Origin of the sequence: Paenibacillus sp. JJ-100 (assembly GCF_948329825.1) — a bacterium.
In the GTDB taxonomy this organism is placed as follows: domain Bacteria; phylum Bacillota; class Bacilli; order Paenibacillales; family Paenibacillaceae; genus Paenibacillus.
This window is the reverse complement of record NZ_CAOJCM010000001.1, coordinates 400260-425009: the sequence shown is the minus strand read 5'-3', so window position 1 is coordinate 425009 and position 24750 is coordinate 400260. Positions and strand designations below refer to the sequence as shown.

The window sequence follows — 24750 nt, the reverse complement described above, 5'->3', positions numbered from 1 at the left end:
ACGACGCGTATTCAACTTCATGCCATTTCTTTCGTAATTTGAGCCGTTGCTTGGATAGACATTTCCTTCGCTTGTCGGATGCAGTCAGGTAATCCTACACCCTCATAGCCAGCCCCCGCAATGTATACACCTGGAATATGATCCCCAAGCTCTTTACGAAGGTTAGCAAGTTGCTGGAGATGACCGACAGGGTATTGCGGCATCGATTTACGCAATCTTGTGATCTCGGAGAAAATAGGGGTTGCTTCAATGCCCATCGTTTCCCTGAGATCTTTCATAACAAGCTTCGTTAGTGCCTCATCAGGAAGCTCCACATTCTGTTCATCTCCCGAACGACCAACATAACAGCGAAGCAAAACTTTATCATCCGGGCTGGTATGCAGCCATTTGGTTGATGTCCATGTGCATGCCGTAATATTACGTCCTTCTTTTCGAGGAACAAGGAACCCTGAACCGTCGAAGACGTGTTCCACCTCTTTTTTCTCAAACGCTAGGACAACATTGGCTACCGAAACATAATTAATTGCATCCAGAGCCGATGTATCCACATGAGGTTTCAGCAGCTGTGAGGCCACATAAGTAGGTACAGTGATCACAACGTCATCTGCATCCACGAATTGTCCATTATCCAGTTCAATCCGATATCTGGCACTCTGACCATCCAGACGTTGCAATGATTGGGCAGACGTGTTCAGTCGCTGATCCACATCATGCAACTCATGAACAAGCGCATGTACTAAACTTTGCAGCCCTTGACGGAAGTTCAGAAAAGCACTGCGTTTGGTACCCGTGTGTGTTTCGGTTGGTTTGCGCCCCGTCATCATGCCTCGGATTAAACTTCCATAATCTCGCTCCACTTCTCCAAACTGCGGAAAGGTCGCCTGAAGACTTAGCTTCCGCATATCCCCTGCGTAGATTCCAGCCAGAAGTGGCTCTGTCAGATTTTCCAGCACCTCTGAACCGAGCCTGCGCTCAATCATATAACCGAGGGATTCATCCTCCGTTGTCCGTTTGGGTGGAATGATAAAGTCCATAAGCGCTCGTAGCTTACCTGCTGGAGAAACAAGTCCGCTTCTTAGAAAAGGCTTCAGTTCTGTCGGAATACCCAGCACTAAACCCGCAGGCATGGGATGAAGCTTACCACGCTGCATAATATATGTTTTCTTGGACTCCGGATTCTGACTGACCAACTCATGATCTATTTCCAATTCCTTCGCCAGGTCAATCATCGCTGTTTTGCGAGCCAAGAAAGAATCAGGTCCTTTCTCGATCACAAATCCGTCCCTATGTAGGGTTTCAATCATGCCCCCCATGGACGAGCTTTTCTCAAGCAGGGTAATTGCTGGCTCAATTCCAGCTTCCCTGTAATGCTTACGGATATAAAACGCCGCGCTGAGGCCTGTCAGACCCCCACCGACGATAACAATACGCCGTTTCTTGTCTTCCATTAGTTATCAGACCCTTGCTGCCATTGGCTAATAATAGAGTCACTCAACGTTTCCATGTATAGAGGATCACTATTGAGCGAGTCGATACGCATTAGACGCATATCCATTTCCTTAGCGATCGCTTTGGCTTCAATATCCAAATCATACAGTACCTCCAGATGATCCGAGACGAAACCAATCGGGGCCACCAGCACATCTTCTACCTGTTCTCGCGAAAGCTCCTGGAGCGTATCGAGAATGTCTGGACCGAGCCATGGCTCTGCTGTTCGTCCAGCACTTTGCCATGTAAATTGCCAATTCGTTAATCCTACTCGGGAAGCGATCGCTTCTGAAGTCTCCAGCAATTGATTCGGATAAGGATCACCCATGTCAACAATACGCGCCGGAAGACTGTGGGCACTGAACAGTACCTTCACATCCCCACGCTTCGCTCCTGCTTCTTCGAATGCATCCAGCTTAGCACTCACACGTGTTGAAAGAGCCTGAATCAGTTTCGGGTGCAGATGATAACTCTCGATGAAGGACATCTCAATGCCAAGCTCCTCAGCTTTCTCCCGAGCACGTTTGATGTAGCTACCCACACTCATCGTTGAGAAATGTGGTGCAAGTACGATACCAATAGCCTTCTGAATACCATCCTTAGCCATCAGTTCCACGCCATCTTCAATAAACGGGTAAGCATGCTTGAGTCCTTGATAACAACGAAAATCAACATCGCCACGTCGTTCATCCTGCAGTAACGTCTCCTGAAGGGTTCTCACCTGGTTATCTGTATTTTCTCTCAACGGGAACACACCGCCAACAATCGCTTCATAACGATCCACCAGCTCTTTTAATTGTTCCGGCTCAGGCGGGCGCCCTCTACGGATGTGCGTATAATACGCTTCAATGCTCTCCATATTTTCAGGCGTGCCGTATGACATCACCAGTACTCCTACCGTATTAGTCATTGGTTACTGTCACTCCCATCTTCAAGGCTTCTGCTGAATAATCGTGAACATAGGCTGTCAATTCTTTTAATTTCTCAAGAGAAGCTTCAGGGAACAGACCATGTCCAAGGTTGAAAATATAGCCCGGCTCCTTGATCCCCTCATCAATGATCGCTTTAGCCTGTTCTTTGATTACATCCATTGGTGCAGTCAAAATATACGGATCAAGGTTCCCTTGCACCGCGAATTTACCGCCCAGACGTCTGCGCCCCTCCGAAATGGAAATTCTCCAGTCTAGCCCGATGACATTCGTTTGCAGATTTTGCAGCGTTGGCAGCAGTTCTCCTGAAGCTACACCAGGGAAATAGATCTTCGGTACATTCAAATCCGATAATTCGGTAAAGATACGAGTAATCGTCGGTAGCACATACGTTTTGAAGTCTTTGGGAGAAAGTGCTCCAACCCAGCTGTCAAACAACTGAAAAGCTTTACCACCGTTGGCAACATGGGCACGAATATAGGTAATGACCATATCTCCAAGCTTCTGCATCAGTTTGTGCCATAATTCCGGTTCACTGTACATCATTGTTTTGGTTCGGATATATCCTTTGGATGGTTGACCTTCAATCAGATAACTCGCAATCGTAAACGGTGCACCAGCAAATGTAATTAACGGAATATCAAGTTCTTTGTCCAGAATACGAATGGTTTCCAGAATATGAGACAAGTCCCCTTCCACATCAATAGGACGAAGACGCTCTACATCAGCTGCGGAACGAATCGGATTATCGATAACAGGACCTATATTTTTTACAATGTCAAAGTCAATACCAAGTGAAGCAACCGGATTCATAATATCGGAATACAAAATAGCCCCGTCTACACCCAGTTTGCGCACAGGCATTAGAGTGACTTCAGCCGCCAGCTCTGGTTGCTGACATATTTCAAGCAAGGAATATTTTTCTTTAATTTTGCGGTATTCAGGGTCGTAACGTCCAGCCTGACGCATGTACCACACCGGCACACGGTCAACCTGCTGTTTAAAACTTGCCCGAATCAAACGATCATTATAGCTCATGTAAGAAGCCTCCAATTGTTTATGGACTCATAAATACCATTATGCCCTTTTTAAAGAGCAGTAACAACCATAGAGGGATGAGTTCCAGGTGACAATACTATGACATTCGTTACACGCTCTTTTCATATGCCATTTATGATATAATGAAAGAATCGACTTTTTTGAGAATTACAGAAAATCCTCGAAAGGAAGTGAAAGCACTTTGAAAACTTGGAAAGTTAATCTCATTGTGCTTTGGTTCGGACAGTTTCTGGTCAACGCGGGCATGACCATGATTACTCCGTTTCTCTCCCTGTATCTTGCCAGAGATCTTGGAGTTGTCGGAGAGCATGAAATTGGCATTTGGGCGGGGTTTATTTTTGCAGCCAATTTCCTTACCTCTTTTATATTTCAGCCTCTCTGGGGCAAACTGTCCGATAAATATGGCAGGAAAATCATGCTATTGCGCTCTGGATTCGGCATGGCAGTTGTCATTGCACTGATGGGTCTTGCACAGAACCCTTGGCAACTTCTTTTATTACGCCTGCTTAACGGGACAATCTCCGGGTTCAACCCGGCTGCGGTTGCCCTGATCTCAGGCACAACACCGAAGGACCGTATGGGTTTTGCCATGGGGATCAGCCAGTCCGGACAAGTAGCAGGAACGATTCTCGGACCATTGATCGGCGGTTTACTTGCGGATGCCGTTGGTTTCCGTCCCATTTTCTATATTACAGGTGGACTCATCTTCGCGGCCTCCATGCTGGCCATGTTCCTGGTACGAGAAACATTCGACCGTGAGAAAGCCGCAAAGCTCCCGGAACAATCGGTCTTATCCGGACTGAAAGAGCTTAGCAAATCACCACAACTGCCTGCACTATTTGCTGTAACATTTCTGTTGCAATTTGCGATGATCAGTCCGATGTCACTTTTACCCCTATATGTACAAAAACTTCATGGAACCGAAGTGAACGTGGCGTTCTGGGCAGGAATGGTCGGGGCAGTCACAGGACTATCCAATATGGCGATGTCACCTGTACTCGGTAAGCTTAGTGACCGGATCGGCCCCCACAAGGTGCTCACCTTTTCACTGATTGGTACAGGCCTCATGCTAATTCCGCAAGCTTTTGTTCAATCGGTCTGGCAGCTGATCCTTGTTCGTTTTGTTATGGGTGTATTCATGGGAGGGCTACTCCCGAGTGTGAACGCATTGATTCGAGGTTACACACCTGACAATATGATCAGCCGTGCATTTAGTTTTAACACAAGTACACTGGCACTGGGTAACATGCTAGGTGCGGTCATTGGTGGATTCATGGCTGGATTTATTGGTATCGAAGGACTATTTATCGTCTCTGGCAGTCTGTTGCTCATTAATATGGTATGGGTGCGGTTCAAGTTGTACAAAAAACCTGTACGCATAGAAAAAGCTTGAGATGAATCACACAAGTCAGACGCCGAAATAATGTAACATACGATAAAAGAACACCGGAATAGAGTAACATATGCAACAATCCAAAGCCGCTTCAGGTCTTTTCAGGCCTGAGAGCGGCTTTCTTTTATTCTTTTATGATCTTCGATGGTGAAACTGAATCGGGTACTCTTTCACGCCGAATACAAACGCGCTTTGAATCGGTTCCAACGCCGTTTCCGGAACAAGTTCGATCTTTTCCATACGTTGGAGCATGGTATGCAGTGCAACTCGGGCTTCCAAACGAGCAAGAGGCGCACCAAGACAGAAATGAATCCCGAAACCGAATCCCATGTGCCTGTTTGGCTTACGATCCAATATAAATTCATCTGCATGCTCAAACTGAGCGGCGTCGCGGTTGGCAGATCCCACCCAAGCGATAACCTGATCCCCAGCCATAATGAGTTGGCCGTTTAACTCCACGTTCTCTCTCGCTACACGACCAATCGCAACAATGGGCGGATAGTAACGCAGCGTCTCTTCTATAGCACTTGCAATCTTCTCCGGATTTCCACGCAATTCATTCTGTACATCAGGTCGCTCAGAGAGGATGCGCACAGCATTCGCAATCAGATTGGTAGTTGTCTCATTCCCGGCAGCTAGCAGCAAAATACAAAAATTCACTACTTCCTCTTCAGTGAGCTTCTGGCCGTCTATCTCCGCTCCTAACAACAGAGAGATCAGGTCGTCCTTCGGTTCTGAACGGCGCTGTTCGAGAATGTCTGTGAAATAAGCATATAACTCTTGCATGTTCTGCCGTTTCTCGTTCACCAACTCCTGAAAAGCCTCTTCCGTGTCATCACGTGCGCCTTGAACAAGTACATCAGACCAATGTTTGAATTTGAGACGATCTACGGCAGGCACTCCAATTAATTCAGCAATGACAATGACAGGCAGCGGTGTTGCGAAGTCATCAATCAAATTCATCCGTTCATCAGGCAGATGCACAGATAGCAACTCATCCGTAATCTCTTGAATACGAGGGGATAGTGCTTCAATCGCTTTCGGAGTAAATGCCTGATTGACCAGATCACGAAGTTGCTTGTGCTTTGGAGGATCCGTCGTTAACATACTTGAACCACCTGAACTGCGCTCGGATGAGAACAACTTTGGATTTTTCAAAACATACTGCACATCTTCATATCGAAATACATCCCAACACTCTCGATACTCATCATAACGGACTGGAGTGTTATCACGAAGTTCTGCATACACCTGGAAGGGGAATAACCGCTGTTCCGTGCTGTTTAATTCTCGAATCGGAATATAATTCGCATACTTTTGAGGTGCTTGTTTCATCGTGGTTTCCTCCAATCAATAATATATATTTATTTACATATAATTTCTCATTCATTATACACACAACTGGATATAGTTTCCATACAAAAAAACATAAATAAGTCTCACGACCCAACGAATGCTACCATCTACCCTTAATTACTCCTAATTATCCTCATAAGCATCGCCACACCAATGTTAGATAATATTACACATTTATTTCTTGCATAACACAAATATCAATAAATCCTTCGCCTCATTCTAAATTATCTTAATTTAAAATCAATCATTTTCCCAAACTAATCACCCAATATACTCTTAAATACTCAAAATGTAATCGTTATCCCTACCAAAATATAAGTTTGTTATATTAGTTAACACAAAATAAAATAATCCTAATCTAATACACATAAAAATAGAGATTACCTAACACAAACATCACTTTAAGGAGCGTGTTAACATGAAAAAACAATCTATCCTCCGCCCTTGGGCTGTATGGAGCACTGCTGCACTAACCGCACTCATCCTTTCCCTGTCACCCGTGGGAACTTATGCTGCTCAAGCGGCTACGGTAGAGGTAAAAGGTACCTCGAGTGTTGTTCAGAGTACCCCAACGACACCAGAACGCAATACTACGATCCCGGCTGTACCGGAATCCTCCAAACAATCCACGCTCCCTAATGTGCTTGTAATCGGTACAGGCGGAACGATCGCGGGACAATCCGAGGACGCAACCAGCTTCCAAAATTACAAAGCAGGCACACTGCTTATTGATGACATGGTCAGAGATCTGCCAGACAAACAAAAGATTGCAGACGTGAGCACACTTCAATTCGGAAATTCCGGTTCAGGCTCTTATACGATGGCTGACCTGTACGACCTATCTCAAACCGTGGATAAAGCACTCGCTCAATATGACAGCGTTGTGGTCACCACAGGTACAGATACTATGGAGGAAATTGCTTACTTCCTCGATATGACGGTTCAAAGCGATAGACCTGTCATCATCACAGGCTCGATGCGACCTTGGACGGTGATCGGATCTGATGCCCAAGCGAATCTGTACAATGCAATTAAGCTGGCAGGTAGCGGCCGAACTGAATCATTCGGCACGGTGTTGATGCTGAACGATACGATCCAACTCGCACGCGGCGTAACCAAAACCAATGATTACCGTACGGATACCTTCGAAACGCCAATGCTAGGTGCTGTTGGTTATATTGATGAAGAAAACATTCGGATTTATCGCGCTCCAGCTCGGGCCATGAATCCCAAAGGTACAACGAAGCCTGTATTCGACCTGAGCAAAATCACTAAAGCGGACCTTGCCAAAGTAGAAATAGCCATCTCCTATCAGGAGGCTGGTGGTGGAGCAATTGAAGGATTTGTGAAGAGCGGAGTGAAAGGCATCGTCACTTCCGGTACAGGGGCAGGCGGCATCTCCAGAGCAATGGTTCAGGCCCGTACGAAGGCGATTGAAGAAGGGATTATTTTCGTCACAACCACCCGAACAGGTTCAGGCAGCGTGTACGGCGGAGGCAAAGGTATCATCGCCGGGGATAACCTCAGTCCTCAACAAGCACGAATTCTGTTGATGCTCGGACTCTCCTTCAGTGATGATTTTGATACCATTAAAAATTGGTTTGAGACATATGGAACACCAGAGGTATAAAATAATCAGGAAAAATGATTGGCTTGTGTACGTAAAAAGGCCGAAGCAGTGGTACGATCTGCTTCGGCTTTTTTCCTGCATTTTCAACCTTTATAATGAATTAAACAGACTACTGTGGGAAAGAAATCTTAACATATATGGATTACCATTTTCTCGAATCTCAGTAGCATACCATCTGACGTTAACTATTTCACCCACGCCAGCGCCAAGCCATCGTAGTCCGGAAGCATAGTCGTAACGAGACGTGGGTCACTTGCCATCTGTTCGTTGAAGCGACGCATAGCGAGTACTGCTGGCCCTTGCTTGTCCGGATTGAGGGTGCGGCCACGCAAGAAACAGTTATCACCTACGATGACTGCGCCTGAACGCGCAAGACGAATCGCATAATCGAGATATACCGGATAATTTTCCTTATCTGCGTCAATAAAGAAGAAATCGAAGGTTCGCCCTTCCTTTGCCAATTGCTCAAGACTGTCTGCCGCAGGCCCGATCCGGTATTCTACCTGACTGCCGAACCCAGCTTCCTCCAAATGCCCGCGAGCCATGGCTGCATACTCTTCTTTTAATTCAAGGGAAGTCAGCGTACCTTCATCTCTCATCCCACGAGCCAGGCAGATCCCACTGTATCCACCTAGCACACCAATTTCGAGCACAGCTTGAGCCTTCGAAGTTCTCGCCAGGAAGGTCAGCAAACGTCCATAAGCCGCAGCTACCGAAACCTCCGGCATGCCATTCGCTCGAATAGCTTCTTTTACTTTTAACAGAAGCTCATCCTCTTGAAATAATTGATTTACATATTCTTCAGGGGTCAGATTCACCACGAAGTTCCTCCTTGGATACTTGGACTGGGTTCCATATAAATGCACTTGAACTGCTTTCCATATGGATGCCAATGTTTTATAATGAATGTTTGTTGTCCAGCTCATAGCTTTGAACACTACATTGCTTGTATAGAAGTCTTGCGGTTCAGACCGCATTACTCATTGTATGTTTTTTCACGGAATGCGGCAAGCCGCACCGTTACTATATCGCTACAATAAGCTTAAGCTTGTTGCGGCCTGAAATGGAGTTGAATGAATTCACATGGCTCGATTGCAATTGATTGCAACCTCCGCGATGGGACTCGAGGCCGTCGTTGCCCGGGAATTAAAACAGTTGGGGTATGAAGACGTCAAGATCGACAATGGACGGGTATTTTTCACAGGAGACTATATCGACATCTGCCGCTGTAACCTGTGGTTAAGAAGTTCGGATCGTGTATTGGTTAATATGGGTGAATTCCCTGCAACCACTTTCGATGAATTGTTTGAAGGCACCAAAGCACTGCCTTGGGAGGAATGGATTCCTGCAGATGGTGAGTTCCCCGTAGAAGGAAGATCACAGAAGTCACAGCTCAGCAGCGTACCTGCGTCTCAAGGTATCGTCAAAAAGGCGATTGTTGAAAAGCTGAAGCTGACACATCACACCGAATGGTTTCCTGAAAATGGAGCGCGTTATGTGGTCGAAGTGATTCTCTTGAATGATCGTGCTCTTATTACACTTGACACAACAGGTCCTGGACTCCACAAACGTGGATATCGCAGACTCGTGACAGAAGCACCACTCAAGGAAACACTCGCAGCTGCTCTGATTCAGCTTAGCCGCTGGAATGTCTCCCGTCCGTTCTACGATCCCTGCTGTGGGTCGGGGACGTTGCTTATCGAAGCTGCCATGATTGGCTGGAATATCGCGCCAGGGCTTCGCCGCACGTTTAACTCCGAGAATTGGGACGTAATTCCCGCTGAACTCTGGGAACAAGCGCGTGAGGAAGCATTCGATGCTGTTCGAGACGATGTGCCTCTGCAGATTTCAGGCAGCGACATCGATCCTGAAGCGATTGAAGTTGCACAAGCGGCAATCAAAAGTGCTGGTTTTGCCAAAGATATCGAAGTGAGCTTACTGCCAGCCCACCGGGCTAGACCCCAAGGGGAGTACGGTGTAATCATTACCAACCCGCCATACGGCGAACGTTTGAGTGAGGAAAAAGAAGTGCAGAAGCTCCTCCGCTCCCTCGGACGATCATACCTGGAGATGCCGACGTGGTCATTCTTTGCCATCACCTCCACCAAAGCATTCGAAGAGTACTTCGGACACAAAGCGGACAAGCGCCGCAAGCTGTTTAACGGACGGATTGAAACCCAATATTATCAGTATTTAGGGCCACTCCCGCCGCGCAACAAAACACCACAAGCTTAAGAATATGTATGTATAAGAAACGCTCTGACCTTTATGGTTAGGGCGTTTTTTCGTTTTTCCGTTTTTTCGTTTTTCCGTTTTTTCGTTTTTAGTTTGTTCGTTGGTCAGTTTTGTATTTTTGTAAATCTAACCGGTTTGACGAGCATAGTTGAAATGCCAAACGGTCACGCTATAATATATGAAGCCCTGCTTTACATTCCGTTAACAAAACCAGCGAATGGAGTTAATCTTTTTTCAAGAATCATTCAACGACTCATTAGCGACCTATTAGCTAATCATTAACAAAACAATCATTCACTATCTGAATAAGGGGGAAAACGTCATGGTTTTCACTCAGCCTAGGCGAAGTGCCAAAACGCGCGGGTTTCTGCTTCATCCATTAACGCTATATGTTATTTTCGCTATACTCATTCTACTCAAACTCATGTTGCTACATAACAATCTTAACGCGAATTACATTACAATGGGACTGCTCGACAAAGTGATTGCGGTCGGCTCCTTGCTGCTTCTGTCTTTCTGGGTCTGGTGGCTGCCACGTAGAGGCATGATCGCTTCACTTGCTCTACTTCACCTGCTCCTTACTGCGCTGATTTATGCTGATATGGTTTATTACCGCTACTTTCAAGATTTCCTGACTGTTCCGGTTCTGTTACAGGCACGACAGGTAGACGCACTTGGTGACAGCATTGCCACCTTGATCTATGCCCGTGATTTTTGGTTTTTTGCCGATTGGTTAATCGTCATTCCGTGTGCGGTAATCCTGCTGTTTGGCAGACGTCATCGCTCAGTTCAAACATCAAGCTCAAATACTGGCAGCTATAACGGAAGCGATGGAGGTTACATCTTGACTTCCCCCACCTCTCGTAAAAAACGTCTTCGTCGCCGCCTGTTGGCAGGCTTCACTGCTCTCGTTCTAGGACTGGGGCTAGCCGCAGGGCCCATTTATTATTACAGCAAAACCTGGGCCAAAGGACTGTTTGATAATAATTGGTGGAATGTATCCATGTACAACGTAACCGGATTGCTCGCTTTTCACGGGTATGATGTGTATACCTATGTCAAAGATCATATTGGCTCCAGCCCCGAGGCTGATCCAGCCGATATCGAGCAGGTGAAAGCTTACTTTACAGATCGACAGCAGTCGAATACAGTAGAGCGTGACCAAGCATTATTTGGAAAATATAAAGATAGCAACGTCATTATTGTGCAAGGCGAAGCCTTTATGAATTTTATGATCGGTAAAAGCATTGGCGGACAGGAAATTACACCGCATTTTAACGAATTGATGAAAGAAAGCCAGTATTACAGCCACTTCTACCATCAGACCGGTCAAGGCAGAACGTCAGATGCCGACTTCGGCGCGAATATCTCGTTGCACCCTCTTCCTGTAGGATCAGCATTTGTGCGTTACCCGGACCATGCGTATGATTCACTGCCTTCTATCTTGAAGAGTCAAGGGTATAGCACCAACGCATTTCACGCCTACGAGAGTAGCTTCTGGAATCGCTACACGATGTATCAGAATATGAAGTATGACAAGTTCTACAGCAAAAATGATTTTGTAGTGGACGACCCGCTTGGTTGGTCTTTGTCTGATTCGTCCTTTTTCCGTCAATCCGTAGAGAAAATGAGTAGTGAGGTGCACGAGCCGTTCTATTCATTCCTTATCACACTTACCAGCCACCATCCTTACTCCTTGCCCAAAGATAAACAGCAACTGGATGTGGGCGAATTCCAAGGCACGATGTTTGGAAACTATCTGCAGTCTGTTCATTATGTAGATGCTGCGCTTGGAAGTATGGTGGAGGACCTGAAGAATCGCGGATTATGGAAAAAAACGATCTTTATGTTCTACGGTGACCATGACAACTCCATTACCGATACAGCTTTATATGAGAAGTTTTTAGGTCGTCCGCTGAACGACCTCGACATGGCACAGATCATGAGCGAAGTACCACTGCTGGTACATTTACCAGACGGAGCTGAAGCAGGCACATTTGAAAAACCATCAGGACAGCTAGATATTACACCGTCTGTTCTGCACTTGCTCGGAATTTCAGATGACTCCTATTATCATATGGGCAACAACGTGTACGATGGCTCTGAACGTATGGTAGTGCTGCGTAACGGATCGTTTACGGATGGTCAGGTGTTCTATATTCCATCTGATGATTACATTTACGCAAACGGAACCTGTTATGAACTATCCACTCACGCCAAGACCGACATCAACGCTTGTAAAGCAGGTTTTGATCGAGCATCCGAACGTTTGCATATTTCCGATACGTTGATTACCCATGATCTAATTCGTCAATTCCGTGAGGAGTAATGAAATCCACCAAGCGCAGGCGTGAAGCTGTCATATCTTAGTTAGGAAAAACCAAATCAATCATTTGAATAAAGTCTGATCACACTATGCGAAAAAGGGGAACATCATCTCATGTCATCCAACATCGATTCATTCGATATAGAACAAAAGCTGTTTGATGCTGCTGCCGAGTTTGTACAACAGCGGTATCCTCAAGGTTGGGGCGGAGCAGGCGTAGTGTATACGGATGCCGGCTCACTACTCATTAGCGTAGCTCCAGAAGTCATTAATGATGCCACGAACTTATGTATGGAGACGGGGGCTTATCTCGAGGCACACAAATTAAACGAGCGCGTAACCCACTCTCTTTGCATCGCACGTGATGACGAAAACTCAGCATTCAAAGTACTTACCCCTTGCGGAATCTGCCAGGAGCGCCTTTTTTACTGGGGTGGGGATGTTAAAGCTGGGGTATACGATCCGTCGGGACGCCTTATTTTCAAAACATTAAATGAAATTCAGCCCCATCACTGGTCCAGAGCATATCAAAGTACACACGATTAACTTGCGAATCATAGAAAGCAGCTATATAATTGTAACTACAAAAGTTTCAATTTATTTAACATTATGATGGAGGTTATCACCCAATGAATATCGAAATATGGTCCGACTATATGTGTCCTTTTTGTTATATCGGTAAACGGCGTCTGGAAAACGTATTAGAGAAATTCCCTCACCGGGATGAAGTGAAGCTAAAGTTTAAAAGTTTTGAACTTGACCCTAATGCTGAAGTGAACAGCGGCAAAACAAATACAGCGTACCTTACTTCAAAATATAATATCAGTGAAGAACAAGCCCGCGGTATGAATGCTCAGATGAATGCCAATGCTCGTACAGCAGGTCTCGAATATAATATTGATGCAATGATTCCGACAAACTCCTTTGCTGCCCACCGTTTGACACACTGGGCAGACACACAGGGTAAAGCACTTGAACTAAGTGAACGTTTATTTCAAGCTATTTTCATGGAAGGTAAACATACCGGCGATCATCAAGTGCTGGCTGAACTCGCTCAAGACGTGGGCTTGGATCGTGAAGCTGCGGCTGCAGTTCTCTCCAGTGACCAATTCACGGAGAATGTACGTGCTGATCAGGCCGAGGGTGCACAACTCGGCATTCGCGGCGTACCCTTTTTCGTGCTAGATCGCAAATTCGCTATCTCTGGTGCACAGGCTGACGATGTATTCATGGATGCCCTGCAAAAAGCATGGGACGATCGTTCCCCGTTCACCATCGTAGAGTCTAATGATGCCACAGCAGATGGCAGTGGTGTATGTACAGACGAAGGTTGCGAAGTTCCACAAAACAAACCGTCAAACTAACACTAAAAAAGCAGCAGGACCATGACTATGCCTCATGACCTTGCTGCTTTTTTAATGTCGTTATTCAATGGCCTTCAATTTGCCTTGTAGCACTTTTGAAACACCTTTAAAACTTTTTTCTGGCCTTCAATTTTCACTGTTCTCATTTTTTATAATCTATATATTCATAACCCGCGGCCTTCCTCTTCATATTAGAAAAGTTGAAAATCAAAACAAAACGGAGAAGCAAGCCCTCCGTTTTGTCACTTCCCTTGCCTTAAGAAGCTCCTTTTCCCAGTGACTCTCCTACCAAACAATGCTGCGGAGGGGACGAAATCGATTCTGTAGAAGCGTAGCGTTCGCCTTTGGTTTCGAATTTCAAACCTTTAAAAACTTCAATCAAGGAAATTCGAAAACAACAGCGATCGAAAGAACGATTCGTCACCGGAGCTCTCACGAAACGTCCATCATTGAACTGGAAAATCAGCTTCGCCCCTAATCCCAAAATAGTTGATCCGGATGCGATCCTGTACGCTTATTAGCATCCAGTGCATCAATCTGTCTCAGCTCATCTGGTGTCAGTTCAAAATCAAAGATATCCGCATTCTCGCGAATCCGCTCAGGGGTTACCGATTTGGGGATCGTTACAATCTGATTTTGAATATCCCAGCGGAGAATGATTTGAGCTGGCGTTTTGCCATACTTCTGGGCTAGTCCTTTGAGGGTTGAATCCTGATTCAACTTACCTTTCATAATCGGACTCCATGCCTCAAGCTGAATGCCCTGTGCTCCGCAAAAATCCTGGAGCTCCTGCTGGATCAGTCCGGGGTGCAGTTCCACCTGATTCACGGCAGGCACTGTACCGCCTTCGTTGATAATCTCGCGCAGATGATGCACCTGAAAATTGCTCACACCAATCGCACGCACACTTCCTTCGCTATACAGACGTTCGAACGCTCTCCACGTCTCTTTATATTGATCACGGCCAGGCCAGTGAATGAGATACAGATCAATAACATTTAAACCAAGTGCCTTCTGACTGGCTTCAAACGCTCTAAGCGTTGAATCATAACCTTGATCATCGTTCCATAGCTTCGTTGTTACAAACAGTTCGTTGCGGGCTACACCACTTCTGGCAATGGCTTGTCCCACTTCCTCCTCATTGCCATATATCGACGCAGTATCGATGCTGCGATATCCTACTTCCAAAGCTGTCTCTACTGCCTGTTGTACTTCTTTTCCCTTTGCTTTATAAGTCCCGATTCCAAGCCATGGCATTGTCACTCCGTTGTTTAGAATTGTACAATCTGTAATATGTTTTGTCATCTTGTACCTCCCGTATTGATTTTTGCCTGCTCTCGGTTTATTAACCTTCTGACAGAATTTTAAGCGCTGAAAAACACCAAAAAACCTGCAGGCCATCATGGCCTACAGGTTCCAGTGTAACAGGAACAATTTATTTCTTCCCTTGCTGCTGATTCTGGAGTGAATGGAGTCTCTCCTTCTCCTCAATGAACATTTCCTGTGCCAACTCAAAGCCCTGTCCCCCCAGAGACAGCTCCGCTTGCTTCATTGCCTGTTCGGTATGTGCGAGACGCTGTTCTGCTTGTACAATGGTCTGTACATTCGGGTGGGACATAGCCTGGGAAACAGCATAATGAAGCTTGTTCACCGAATTCTGCGCCTGAGATACGGTTGTATCTGCTTGCAAACTGGAATCATAACGCTTGGGCATGAGTTATTCCTCCTCGGAAGCTTATTCCTGTTACACTGTTAGCATGGTTTGTACCAAGCAGACTTATTCTTTTTTTGAATTTTTTGTTCAACCTTTTCTCTCCAATATACGTTAACAAGAGGGGGACGGTTTACAATAAAAAGGAGGGATGCCACTTGAAAACAAAGTTCTTTGGTTTACACCTGCTGACGGTTTCAATACTATCTGTTTTAATCGTACTATCTTTCATATATTTTTGGAATCAGCGCCCTGTAAGCTCAGCTTATGAGATCACAGGATACACCTCATCAGCGCTTCATCAGGATCTCCCCGTTCCAGCTAATGCTAAACTTATTGAATCCAAGGCCTATTCCGATGATCCGACGCTATCCCGAAGTGAAACCTATGAACTGAAAAACATCGGGGGTGAACAAGGCTTATATCCGCCCGTTGATTATTTTCAGAAGCTACATGAGGCTGGTTGGACAGAACTGGAGGAGGAACGCATGGGCCATGTGCACTTCCTGAACAAAGGCGATGTCCGGATTGCTATCCAAATTCAAGAGAATACCTTTCAACTATCTCTACTTCATTCAGACCAGGATGTTCAACAGGAGCTGGGCTGAGAAACAAAGACATCAACGCACAAAGGAGCGGCCTTTAGCCTCTCCTTTGTGGAATTCGCACATTCTCTATTACTGTTCACAACGTAACTCCAGCATACCTCACCTGCTGTATGGTTACTTAATGAACTTAGCCACTTTCGTTAGCACTTCTTCCTCTGTAGGAGCGCTGATATATCGGCCATTAATGAAAACAAAAGCACGCTTGGCACATGGGCCGCAATAAGATTTACAACCGATCTTGACTTCAGTGCCTGGAGCCATCTTCTCCAACTTGGGCACAATCGACTTCAATCGGATATGATTACATTTTTCGCATATACGGATATCGTTAGCCATGAGTTCCCCTTCTTCGCTCCCTTAGTGGTCGCCGTGGTTGCCTTTGGATGGATTTGTGATGACAAATCCTTCTTGTGGCAAGTAGAGGTAATCAATTTTCACGCCATCAAGCATAGGCTGTCCATTTTCCAAAATCACGTCAATACCTTTATCCGTAGATACAACCGTGTCGTTATCTCCTGGTGTATCCAAGTCAAGTCCGTAATGAGCATGATCCCCATGTGCATGTGTAATCACAACGCGTAATTTTTTGCCTTCGTTCTCTGGCTTGTCGAGTTCAAGCTTCAGCACTTTCGCTGCATTACGAGTAATTTTGCAGTTCATTCGATTCATCTCCTATATCATCATTGCTGGTTTCAACAATTTCAGCATTCGTTAACACTTCAGCATCTATTGTAAAGAAAGTTATCCTTAATCGCAATAACATTGATGTGAAAACGCGTGGAAGTTCTATTTTCGACAAGAACTCAGGATGTTGTCTTTTCCGCAATCACAGGATATTTACGTTCAGCTCGGCTGACAAACCAGTTCATCAGAATCAGCGTTACACCAATATCATCCACGGGCATGAATGGCATAACATCAGGCAGCACCCAATATAGCAGCGCAGGAATGACGAACAACAGTTTTTCACCCAAAGGAATCTGTGGAGCCCTTAAAAGACGCGGAAGTCTCTTGAACACATGGGCCCACCGCTGAAACGACAGCAGCTTTCTCCATTTCATCATATGAACCCCCTTTATTGACTAAGCTTCGATATTAAAAGATAAAAAACGAGCGCCGCTCCAAGCGCCCGTTTCAGTTATACGGCTAAACTTCCGATTTGTTTCATCTCTACCCCATCGTTCCGGCCTCACGCTCTCCGTGAGATAGCAGTTCTGCCAGTAGCATGCCCACTTCGACGCAAATATCATCGAATTGCTCTACTGGCAGCGGATTCACGCCCAGACCGACCTCTACAGTGAAGCCGGGCCTTCCGAATGTTTGTATAAACCAATCCTTATAACCTGCATCACTGCCACCAAGCTTCACCGCTTTATATCCTGATGCTTTGGCAAGCTTGCGCGACAGCGGTGCACTTTCTCTCGGCTCCAGGTCCCGGTAATTCCAATAGATTTCTTGACCTTGGCTATGCAGAGACACAACCGCAGCAAAGGCATGTTCCTGCGTCCACTGTGCCAGTGCCTGCGCCTCAGGTTCAGTCAGTGGAGCCGTTCCGGCGTAATCCCTCGGGCCAGGAGATAGAACGCCTCTGCGTGCAATCTCCTCATCCCAATGTGCTGGAAACTGATCGTTCAGATCTACACCTCGGATGTTAGCCTTCCAGTGTGTAAAGTGCGGACGACCACCATTCCACGCTAGTAATTCAGAAGCATACGTATGGTGGTTCACCACACCTTCCTGAACCAACTCTACACCGTCCGGATTCACCATAGGTACAGCCCATAAGGTCGTTTCTTGCATCCAGCGCTGGGGATCAAAAGTATGCCAAGGTGTATTTGAGCTATATGCCTCAGCGTATTCTTCAATAAATCGCATCAGTACAGGAGTGGTCAACCATTCATTGGCATGAACCGATGCATTAACATGAATATGGCGTGGCCCTTGCCCAATCCGCACATAGGGTAATGTTTTGCCCATCACACTTGTACCAATCGCACCGGATTGAACACAGGAATAACGCGATTCCAGTTGCTGTATATCTCTCATCAATTCTTGATATCCATACTCACCCTCGATGTTCACGATCGTCTTTCTTCCCGCCTGAGGAATATGTATATAGCAGCCTCCCCAGTCTTTTACCATGGCGATTTCTGGATTATGCGCACGAAGCTGATCTTCCGTTAATCCAAAACGCACTGCTGTGTCGTGCACGGTCTCTCCTGGTGGCACCGCATACCGGCGTCCAGTTCCAGGCATCACACGTAACATCTGCCCGGTAAGCAGATAAGGCTGTGCTGCAGCCTCAGGATTCAAGGCACATAAGAGTTCCTTGGTCATTCGATATGCCGAAGCAATCCGCGGCAGCGTGTCACCTGTTTTCACGATAATCCATTGCAATTCCATGATGTTCTCCCTTCTACAGGAACCGATTCTCCCGATTGTTGCTTATCTCATCTCATCGTATCTATATAATCGTATGCCAACCCGGTTGTCCTTCATGTGATATCGTTCGCAGACTTCTTTGTTAGTCAATGCCCCCAGAGCAGACCACACGGTACTCTATATTGAAAAATATAAAAAAGCCCGGACCTATTCTGGTCCGGGCTTGACGAAAACATGTAAGAACGATGAATCCAACTTAACTCTTTTTATCATTGCAATAATCGGATCAATACAAAAATAATAAATTATTATGATAACTTAGTGACTTGCCACACGACCGGTGTCTTGGAAATTTGTTCTCCTAGCCACTGCTTCGTAATATTCTGGAACATGCGCGGATCCCCTGTACAGAAAAACTGATGCACTGGTGTTTCATCTCCACTTGCCAGCTTGCGCTTGTCATATAGAATCGTACTGATTTCCCTTGCTGTTTCATCGGCTGAACTGATGAGCTTCACGTCCTGCCCCATGACATCCTGAATCGTGTCCATTAGAAACGGATAATGCGTGCAGCCGAGAATCAGGCAGTCAATAGGCTGTCCTTTGATCTCTCCGAGCGCTTGATCCACTGTTTTGGTTGTATGTTCTGAACGAAATTCACCTTGCTCCACCAACGGCACCAGAGCAGGACAAGCTTGACTCACCACATTCACATATGGAGACAACTGCTTGAGTGCTGACGTATATGCACCACTTCCGATGGTACCCAAAGTGCCAATTACACCGATTCGACCGGTACGTGTCGCCATAATGGCTGCTCTTGCCCCGGGATGGATTACTCCTATGACAGGAACATTCACCTTGGCTCGGATATATTCCAGTGCCGCGGCTGTCGCAGTATTGCAGGCGATAACAATGACCTTCGGATTGAACTGGATCAAAAAATCAACGATTTGCTCCGTAAATTGTTTCACTTGTTCGGACGAACGGGGTCCGTACGGTGTCCGGGCAGTGTCCCCAAAATAAATGATCTTTTCCCGTGGGAGCTGACGCATCACTTCTTTCGCAACGGTCAATCCCCCTACACCGGAGTCTAATATAGCGATAGCTTGCTGCACGAACACACCGCTTCCTTCTTCATTAAATTCATTCTGATATCCCTATATCAAAAAAGCTTTCTACCTACCCTATGAATTTTCCGGCAAAAAGGTACCTACATCTTACCCGATTTCATCCATGTGTTCAAATATAAATCTAAGCCCCCAGTTTTCATGCAGCGTATAGACACACAATAAAGCAGGCTTTCCGCTAATTACGGAAAGCCTGCTGGCATCACAACCGCTTAGTTAATTCTCATCTTTGGACTCATCCGCAGTAAGCTTTGCAATGTTCTCCTTGCCTTGCTCGGTTGAAACCAATTTCAGCCCCTGATTCTGCGCTTCATCTGGAATCTCAGACTGAACTTGATCTTTCACTTCATCCACTTGATCCGTGTCTGTGATTGCAGCAGAAATCCGGATTTCTTTGCCGTCCGAAGAGCAACGCCAGGACTGGATATCCTTAATGACCACATCTGCCGTTTCCTTCACTTTGGATACGATCTGGGAGCTTTGCTCTCCAACTTTCGCAGCGAATTCTTGACCTTTGTCCGTGACTTGACGAGCACCTTCGGAGATATCCTGACGCAGTTCACGTCCCGATTTTGGAGCCAGCAGCAGTGCAGTAACCGAGCCTACCACCGAGCCGATTAGAGCACCCAACAACAAGCTTTTGTTCGAATCTTTCATGATCCATCTCTCCCTCACATTGAATTAGACATCGGTTTATGAACCAGAGGTTGACTCTATTGATCTGGGCCAATGCCTACTCTTTTGATGCATTATAAGCATGATGGGCTTGACCTGACACAACGGATTGAAAAAATCTTAACAAATACCACTCCAGCTTAAGATACCCATCCTAATCCTGTTTTACTGAACCGTCTGCGTTGCGGATACAGTATGCTCTTCTCCCGGATTCAGATCTATAACATATCGTCCTGGCGCTATTAGGGCAGCCTGATGCTCACAGCGCCAGCGCTGCCCCCCTGACGAGCCCAAAGTCTGACCGTCTTGCAGCACATCTCCCTGGTCAAATATGTAATATGCAGCACCGAGCAGCGTCTGTGCCACCGTATCAGGGTCAAGTCCAGTGAAGTGACATTGCACATCCGGTACGCCCAGTGCAGACAACCCTACGGTGTCCATGACCATTTCCCGTTTCTGCTCCGTCCCACCTGCCTGATACATCCGTACATTCATTGCAGCGTACAGATGCTCTTCACGCTCCTGAGATTGAATATAAGCTTCAGGCTCAACCAACTTGTCGCTGCCATACCAGTAAAGTGCATCACAATCCAGTGTATCCAGCACAGCCAATACTGTTTTCTGAAACAAGTCGAGACGCTGCTTCCTCGGCATAGCCGCAGTAAACATATCATGAATCCGAAAGGAATACCGGGCTGAAGCTACAGCTTGTCCTGCTTCAGGCCAATGCCAAGCTTGCTGTATAGCCCCTGCAAATCGTGCACGTTCCACGATCTCGTGTACCGGGAGGAAACAGGTCTGCGCTGGGATACTGCCTTCCTGAAAGGCAACCTTATGGGCCATATGGTAGAACACCAGTATATTCTGATCTCCCTGACCCTTTTCAGCTTCCCTCACATCCAGTCGGCCTTGGCCCGTTCGATGGATCAACGCCTCCTGTAACTCGCTTTGTTTCACATCTGGCTGTTCATTGAACAGGAACTCCACCATATACACAGGATGGAAGCCTGAAGTTAACTCACCACTTTCGCGACTCCCTTGATCCGTCTCTTTTGGTTGTTTCTCCATGCTAATTACCTCATTCCTTACTCTGTCCCTTGGCCTTCATTCCCCTGAAAAGGACCAAGTTCTTTTTCCACATAAGTACTTACCTGATCTGAGAAATGTTCCAGTATATCCGGCAAAGTCGCACTTAGTGGATGTAACATTGTCCGTTCCCAACTGTAATAATCTTGTACAAGCGGTTTACGTAACGTAACGAGTTGACGCAATACCTCGTACGTAGATTCATCAAACACGTTCTCTTCATAGTTAATCTGAATAATATCATCATAACTGCTCGCATCTCTCATGATGAAACCATCGATGAGATAACTCCCCACATCCGTCACGATTTCAATAGCGAGATGCAAGCAGCGTTCCTGAACCATCCCTAACATCAGGCCGCCATCCCAGTTCTGTACAGCCTGTCGAAGCCCTTCGGATACTTCCGTTACTGCGTCAAGCCGACGAGCAATCTGCTCCCTGTTCACGTAATACATCAATTCACTTCCCGTTCAATGAGTTATTGATTTCGCTTGCCTCTACGTTTAAGCCAAAAGATCATGACAGGACAGGCGATCAGGAACACAATAAAAATAAATGAAAATTCCATAACGTCTCTTAAATCGCTCATGAAGATTCACCTTCACATCCATAATTTAATGAGTGCTTTTTAGATTACATAATCAACAGCAATGGATTGTTCTCTGACTTCATTCATATACTTGATGACTTCCTGATGCAGCGGGTGAACCTGATACGCCTGAAGATCTTCCAGTGAAGCGAACTCCGCCGTAAGTGAAATGTCGAACGAACGATCTGAACGCAGTACATCGACACCTATCTCAAGTGAAATCAGCACGTCAATTTTACCTTCCAGATTACGAAGAACCTGAGCAGCAGCTTCAATGCTTTCTGCGGAACGATCTTTCATTTTGAACAGTACAATATGCTTAATCATCTGGGTAAACACCTCGTTTGAATTAGTTAGTACATTGATTTGAATGTTTCGTGTATCCAAAATATATCATATCACCGGCTATTACGAAAGGATGGTTGTATGCGTTTCCCGAACAGTGAAGAATGTACTTCACTATCCCCTCTTAGATACCTTTTACGGCTTAGAGGGGGACTGTTCCTTCTCCTGCGTCTCTTCTGCGCCCCCAGCTTGAACGTTTTCTTCTGCTTGCATACTTTCATTCACGGTAGACGGACTAGCAGAATTCTGCTGAGGTATCGTCCACTCCTTATCGGACAGAGGGTTCTGTTCTTCCTGTTTCTTTAGAACCGCGATAGCCTGTCTGAGCTTGTTGGGTAATGGTAGCCCAATCCTGGCGTAGTTCTCCGTTATGGAGATCAGCTCATTTACCAGATAAAAATAAATGGCACCACCTTTGATAATATCGGTTCCCATGATCAGGTCAATACGATGAGCAAGTAGAACAACGGTCAGCATGAGCCCTTTACGTGCAAGCCCCCAAAAGCCAATATTGCTATTCAAGCCCGTTCCTGTTCTCACAGCAGCCGCCAAACCTGTAATATAATCAATTGCCATAGCGATAGCAAGCAGACTGAGCAGCTGATCCCACCCACCAAAAGCAAACGTCACAATCGCTCCCGAAATGGCAGTAAACGAACTTACCGCTGGACTCATGTTCCTCACCTCTCCATTGTGTTCTATTATTTGCACCCTACAATATATGTAAAAAAAGGAGAATGTGACAGGCACAGTTGTCTTACTGAACAAGCGGATTGTCATTTCGGATTTGTGCACTTTTTGAGTGGATTAGCCTGGCAAGAAATATAATTAGATTGGGAATTGCGGGAAACAAACAGCATAATATCAACAAAAATCACACAAAAGTTCTAAAGAACTAGTATTAGGTCTAAGGAACTAAATATAATAACATCATATACAAATCATTCCATGATTTTTAGTGAATCATTGTAATCTAGGAATATACTAGGATGTGAATAACGAAACGTCTAGTTCGTAGTTCCCTCTTTGATGTAACATGGAGTGCTAACCCTTTTCAAATCGATAGACACGGCACTTGAAAGTACCCCATCGTTTATTGTAGTATTTGGTTAAAAAAAATCGGAGGAAATATGCCTAATCAACCAGAACAACATTCCATCCAGGCGTGGTCTCTGATCAACCGAAAATATTTGGGAAAAGGTGTCCGTGTTAAACGGTTCCGCAAACCGACACGCTGTCAAATCCGCAATCGTGTTCTTCTTGCCGTGCTGATGGCCAACGATATTAAATTGTCTCAGCTCGCCGAAGACTTATCCATCTCATCACGCAGTGTAAGTGCGTGGGTGTACGAAGGGCGAATACCCGGCAGTACCAATCTGGACAAGACTTGTCAATTGCTTGGCTACCCACGGCATATTCTTTTCAATGAGGAAGTCGTGCGTAACAGCCCTGTGATCTGTCAACCTGAGCCTTCCCGCTTTATGAAGCGGACGGTTACTCGCTCCCCAGTAAGTAACCGAATTTTAACTGGCTTGTGTATGGTCCATGATTTGTCGGTGACAGATGTCAGCCACTGGATCGGGGTTCACCCCGGCACTTTCCGCAAATGGCTGCATCAGGGAACGCTGCCTTCTGCCGCGTTTCAAGAGCAAGCGGAGCAATTTTTCCGCATTCCAAAGACCATTCTGTTCGCAGATGTCATTCTGAAAGATCGTCGTCACTCTTAAAATAGTGAACAGACAAAAAGGCTCTCCGCTCGTTTACTGGAGCGAGAGCCTTTTTATGTTGGACTTTTTTATCGCCTCGATCGTACATGATCCTTGCTCATTTTATGAATAATATTGAAATTCGAGAAGAGTTATGCATAATTTACCTGCAAGGACGGCAAACTGAAGAGAAACAAACCGCGTTTGTGTTTATCTATACATATAGCGTTATACAACATGTAGGACTAATTCAGAAATAATCTGAAAGCACGATACTTCATTTATAAAAAAGCAGGTGAAGCAATGCGTTCGTATAGACATTTGGGAATCGCCCTCGGCTTTCTTGGGGGAACAACCTTGGGTAGTGGCATCTCTTTTTTGTTCCGCTTGGAGCCAGTCCAGTTGATGTTCTGCGTGACCTTGTGTGGTTTGGGTGGCATACTGGCTGGTCTGCTTGTCATCTCAGCATGGCATAGCCGCATGCAGGAGCGTTAACACCCCGATATGATCACTGGCTCAGAGAAGTTACAGTCACATCTCCTGGTGGTGCTATGCGCTCAGTTAGAGATTTAAAAAAGGCTTGTACTTTTGCCCACTTGGAGCAAGTACAAGCCTTTCTATTGGATGCGGTCGAGAGGACTCGAACCTCCACGGGGGTTAGCCCACACGGACCTGAACCGTGCGCGTCTGCCAATTCCGCCACGACCGCATATGATGTATCTTCTCATCATCGATGAA

General features: G+C 45.9%; 25 protein-coding genes, 1 tRNA gene and 1 pseudogene. 9 read left to right on the top strand and 18 right to left on the bottom strand.

Annotated elements, in window-relative coordinates:
- Positions 1-17: 17 nt before the first annotated feature.
- The 3 genes from hemY to hemE are packed head-to-tail and all read right to left on the bottom strand — an operon-like array spanning position 18 to position 3455.
- On the bottom strand, positions 18-1448 hold the full coding sequence (gene hemY, locus PQG66_RS02250) for a protoporphyrinogen oxidase (RefSeq protein ID WP_272034633.1): 1431 nt from the start codon (positions 1446-1448) through the stop codon (positions 18-20).
- Positions 1448-2398 carry a ferrochelatase gene (gene hemH, locus PQG66_RS02245; protein WP_272034631.1) on the bottom strand — a complete coding sequence of 317 codons (951 nt, stop codon included), beginning with the start codon at positions 2396-2398 and terminating at the stop codon, positions 1448-1450. Before hemH ends, hemY begins: the two co-directional genes overlap by 1 nt.
- Positions 2391-3455, bottom strand: a complete 1065-nt coding sequence (gene hemE, locus PQG66_RS02240) for a uroporphyrinogen decarboxylase (RefSeq protein WP_272034629.1) — start codon at positions 3453-3455, stop codon at positions 2391-2393. Before hemE ends, hemH begins: the two co-directional genes overlap by 8 nt.
- A 202-nt stretch (positions 3456-3657) precedes the next feature.
- On the opposite strand from hemE, the gene PQG66_RS02235 reads away from it, so the two are divergent.
- Positions 3658-4869 carry an MFS transporter gene (locus PQG66_RS02235; RefSeq protein WP_272034627.1) on the top strand — a complete coding sequence of 404 codons (1212 nt, stop codon included), beginning with the start codon at positions 3658-3660 and terminating at the stop codon, positions 4867-4869.
- 132 nt (positions 4870-5001) lie between these two features.
- Here the strand turns inward: PQG66_RS02235 and PQG66_RS02230 are convergent, their stop codons facing one another.
- Positions 5002-6204, bottom strand: a complete 1203-nt coding sequence (locus tag PQG66_RS02230) for a cytochrome P450 (protein WP_272034625.1) — start codon at positions 6202-6204, stop codon at positions 5002-5004.
- Between the two features lie 439 nt (positions 6205-6643).
- Here PQG66_RS02230 and PQG66_RS02225 point away from each other — a divergent pair, with 439 nt between their 5' ends.
- Positions 6644-7855 (top strand): asparaginase, encoded by a 1212-nt coding sequence (locus PQG66_RS02225; RefSeq protein WP_272034623.1) that lies wholly within the window; start codon positions 6644-6646, stop codon positions 7853-7855.
- Positions 7856-8040: 185 nt separating this feature from the next.
- Here PQG66_RS02225 and PQG66_RS02220 read toward each other — a convergent pair whose 3' ends face one another.
- The gene (locus tag PQG66_RS02220) at positions 8041-8676 is read right to left on the bottom strand and encodes an O-methyltransferase (RefSeq protein ID WP_442954997.1); all 636 of its coding nucleotides are present in this window, start codon (positions 8674-8676) and stop codon (positions 8041-8043) included.
- A 262-nt stretch (positions 8677-8938) separates the two neighbouring features.
- Here PQG66_RS02220 and PQG66_RS02215 point away from each other — a divergent pair, with 262 nt between their 5' ends.
- The 4 genes from PQG66_RS02215 to PQG66_RS02200 all read left to right on the top strand — a co-directional run bounded on the left by PQG66_RS02215 (position 8939) and on the right by PQG66_RS02200 (position 13780).
- Positions 8939-10090 carry a THUMP domain-containing class I SAM-dependent RNA methyltransferase gene (locus tag PQG66_RS02215; RefSeq protein WP_272034619.1) on the top strand — a complete coding sequence of 384 codons (1152 nt, stop codon included), beginning with the start codon at positions 8939-8941 and terminating at the stop codon, positions 10088-10090.
- A 322-nt stretch (positions 10091-10412) separates the two neighbouring features.
- Positions 10413-12419: an LTA synthase family protein gene (locus PQG66_RS02210; RefSeq protein ID WP_272034617.1), complete on the top strand. Its 2007-nt coding sequence runs from the start codon at positions 10413-10415 to the stop codon at positions 12417-12419.
- Between the two features lie 111 nt (positions 12420-12530).
- Complete coding sequence (locus PQG66_RS02205) at positions 12531-12962, top strand: cytidine deaminase (RefSeq protein WP_272034615.1); 432 nt, start codon at positions 12531-12533, stop codon at positions 12960-12962.
- Positions 12963-13045: 83 nt separating this feature from the next.
- Positions 13046-13780 carry a DsbA family oxidoreductase gene (locus PQG66_RS02200; protein WP_272034613.1) on the top strand — a complete coding sequence of 245 codons (735 nt, stop codon included), beginning with the start codon at positions 13046-13048 and terminating at the stop codon, positions 13778-13780.
- Positions 13781-14254: 474 nt separating this feature from the next.
- On the opposite strand, the gene PQG66_RS02195 is transcribed toward PQG66_RS02200, so the two are convergent.
- Positions 14255-15085, bottom strand: a complete 831-nt coding sequence (locus tag PQG66_RS02195) for an aldo/keto reductase (protein ID WP_272034611.1) — start codon at positions 15083-15085, stop codon at positions 14255-14257.
- Between the two features lie 130 nt (positions 15086-15215).
- Complete coding sequence (locus PQG66_RS02190) at positions 15216-15494, bottom strand: hypothetical protein (protein WP_272034609.1); 279 nt, start codon at positions 15492-15494, stop codon at positions 15216-15218.
- Positions 15495-15649: 155 nt separating this feature from the next.
- Between PQG66_RS02190 and PQG66_RS02185 the strand changes: the two genes are divergently transcribed.
- Positions 15650-16099, top strand: a complete 450-nt coding sequence (locus PQG66_RS02185; RefSeq protein WP_272034606.1) for a hypothetical protein — start codon at positions 15650-15652, stop codon at positions 16097-16099.
- A gap of 114 nt (positions 16100-16213) precedes the next feature.
- Here PQG66_RS02185 and PQG66_RS02180 read toward each other — a convergent pair whose 3' ends face one another.
- The 10 genes and pseudogenes from PQG66_RS02180 to PQG66_RS02135 all read right to left on the bottom strand — a co-directional run.
- Positions 16214-16435, bottom strand: coding sequence for a DUF1450 domain-containing protein (locus PQG66_RS02180; protein WP_272034604.1), 222 nt, complete (start codon positions 16433-16435; stop codon positions 16214-16216).
- 21 nt (positions 16436-16456) lie between these two features.
- Positions 16457-16759: an iron-sulfur cluster assembly accessory protein gene (locus PQG66_RS02175; protein WP_272034602.1), complete on the bottom strand. Its 303-nt coding sequence runs from the start codon at positions 16757-16759 to the stop codon at positions 16457-16459.
- Between the two features lie 143 nt (positions 16760-16902).
- Positions 16903-17160, bottom strand: coding sequence for a hypothetical protein (locus PQG66_RS02170; protein ID WP_272036414.1), 258 nt, complete (start codon positions 17158-17160; stop codon positions 16903-16905).
- Between the two features lie 109 nt (positions 17161-17269).
- On the bottom strand, positions 17270-18502 hold the full coding sequence (locus PQG66_RS02165) for a M14 family metallopeptidase (protein ID WP_442954995.1): 1233 nt from the start codon (positions 18500-18502) through the stop codon (positions 17270-17272).
- 287 nt (positions 18503-18789) lie between these two features.
- Complete coding sequence (gene racE, locus PQG66_RS02160) at positions 18790-19599, bottom strand: glutamate racemase (RefSeq protein WP_272034600.1); 810 nt, start codon at positions 19597-19599, stop codon at positions 18790-18792.
- Positions 19600-19827: 228 nt separating this feature from the next.
- Positions 19828-20268: a YtxH domain-containing protein gene (locus PQG66_RS25320; RefSeq protein ID WP_334220749.1), complete on the bottom strand. Its 441-nt coding sequence runs from the start codon at positions 20266-20268 to the stop codon at positions 19828-19830.
- Between the two features lie 183 nt (positions 20269-20451).
- On the bottom strand, positions 20452-21354 hold the full coding sequence (locus tag PQG66_RS02150; protein ID WP_272034598.1) for a DUF4261 domain-containing protein: 903 nt from the start codon (positions 21352-21354) through the stop codon (positions 20452-20454).
- 17 nt (positions 21355-21371) lie between these two features.
- The gene (locus tag PQG66_RS02145) at positions 21372-21827 is read right to left on the bottom strand and encodes a DUF86 domain-containing protein (protein WP_272034596.1); all 456 of its coding nucleotides are present in this window, start codon (positions 21825-21827) and stop codon (positions 21372-21374) included.
- Between the two features lie 173 nt (positions 21828-22000).
- Complete coding sequence (locus PQG66_RS02140; RefSeq protein WP_272034594.1) at positions 22001-22288, bottom strand: Dabb family protein; 288 nt, start codon at positions 22286-22288, stop codon at positions 22001-22003.
- Positions 22289-22570: 282 nt separating this feature from the next.
- Positions 22571-22981 (bottom strand): annotated as a pseudogene (locus tag PQG66_RS02135) (phage holin family protein); the annotation flags it as partial.
- A 455-nt stretch (positions 22982-23436) separates the two neighbouring features.
- Between PQG66_RS02135 and PQG66_RS02130 the strand changes: the two are divergent.
- A complete protein-coding gene (locus PQG66_RS02130; RefSeq protein WP_272034592.1) occupies positions 23437-24033 on the top strand; it encodes a helix-turn-helix domain-containing protein in 597 nt (198 codons plus the stop codon).
- Between the two features lie 282 nt (positions 24034-24315).
- Positions 24316-24507 (top strand): hypothetical protein, encoded by a 192-nt coding sequence (locus PQG66_RS02125; RefSeq protein ID WP_272034590.1) that lies wholly within the window; start codon positions 24316-24318, stop codon positions 24505-24507.
- Between the two features lie 130 nt (positions 24508-24637).
- On the opposite strand, the gene PQG66_RS02120 is transcribed toward PQG66_RS02125, so the two are convergent.
- A tRNA-Leu gene (locus tag PQG66_RS02120) sits at positions 24638-24721 on the bottom strand.
- Positions 24722-24750: the final 29 nt, after the last annotated feature.

Coding starts and splice junctions, on each gene's coding strand:
- PQG66_RS02130 (WP_272034592.1), top strand. CDS start 23,437: ATGCCTAATCAACCAGAACAACATTCCATCCAGGCGTGGTCTCTGATC.
- PQG66_RS02140 (WP_272034594.1), bottom strand. CDS start 22,288: ATGATTAAGCATATTGTACTGTTCAAAATGAAAGATCGTTCCGCAGAA.
- PQG66_RS02170 (WP_272036414.1), bottom strand. CDS start 17,160: ATGAAATGGAGAAAGCTGCTGTCGTTTCAGCGGTGGGCCCATGTGTTC.
- PQG66_RS02180 (WP_272034604.1), bottom strand. CDS start 16,435: ATGGCTAACGATATCCGTATATGCGAAAAATGTAATCATATCCGATTG.
- PQG66_RS02190 (WP_272034609.1), bottom strand. CDS start 15,494: ATGCCCAAGCGTTATGATTCCAGTTTGCAAGCAGATACAACCGTATCT.
- PQG66_RS02145 (WP_272034596.1), bottom strand. CDS start 21,827: ATGTATTACGTGAACAGGGAGCAGATTGCTCGTCGGCTTGACGCAGTA.
- PQG66_RS02125 (WP_272034590.1), top strand. CDS start 24,316: ATGCGTTCGTATAGACATTTGGGAATCGCCCTCGGCTTTCTTGGGGGA.
- PQG66_RS02215 (WP_272034619.1), top strand. CDS start 8,939: ATGGCTCGATTGCAATTGATTGCAACCTCCGCGATGGGACTCGAGGCC.
- PQG66_RS25320 (WP_334220749.1), bottom strand. CDS start 20,268: ATGAAAGATTCGAACAAAAGCTTGTTGTTGGGTGCTCTAATCGGCTCG.
- hemY (WP_272034633.1), bottom strand. CDS start 1,448: ATGGAAGACAAGAAACGGCGTATTGTTATCGTCGGTGGGGGTCTGACA.
- PQG66_RS02200 (WP_272034613.1), top strand. CDS start 13,046: ATGAATATCGAAATATGGTCCGACTATATGTGTCCTTTTTGTTATATC.
- hemE (WP_272034629.1), bottom strand. CDS start 3,455: ATGAGCTATAATGATCGTTTGATTCGGGCAAGTTTTAAACAGCAGGTT.
- PQG66_RS02230 (WP_272034625.1), bottom strand. CDS start 6,204: ATGAAACAAGCACCTCAAAAGTATGCGAATTATATTCCGATTCGAGAA.
- PQG66_RS02165 (WP_442954995.1), bottom strand. CDS start 18,502: ATGGAATTGCAATGGATTATCGTGAAAACAGGTGACACGCTGCCGCGG.
- PQG66_RS02150 (WP_272034598.1), bottom strand. CDS start 21,354: ATGGAGAAACAACCAAAAGAGACGGATCAAGGGAGTCGCGAAAGTGGT.
- hemH (WP_272034631.1), bottom strand. CDS start 2,398: ATGACTAATACGGTAGGAGTACTGGTGATGTCATACGGCACGCCTGAA.
- PQG66_RS02210 (WP_272034617.1), top strand. CDS start 10,413: ATGGTTTTCACTCAGCCTAGGCGAAGTGCCAAAACGCGCGGGTTTCTG.
- PQG66_RS02195 (WP_272034611.1), bottom strand. CDS start 15,085: ATGACAAAACATATTACAGATTGTACAATTCTAAACAACGGAGTGACA.
- PQG66_RS02225 (WP_272034623.1), top strand. CDS start 6,644: ATGAAAAAACAATCTATCCTCCGCCCTTGGGCTGTATGGAGCACTGCT.
- PQG66_RS02205 (WP_272034615.1), top strand. CDS start 12,531: ATGTCATCCAACATCGATTCATTCGATATAGAACAAAAGCTGTTTGAT.
- PQG66_RS02175 (WP_272034602.1), bottom strand. CDS start 16,759: ATGAACTGCAAAATTACTCGTAATGCAGCGAAAGTGCTGAAGCTTGAA.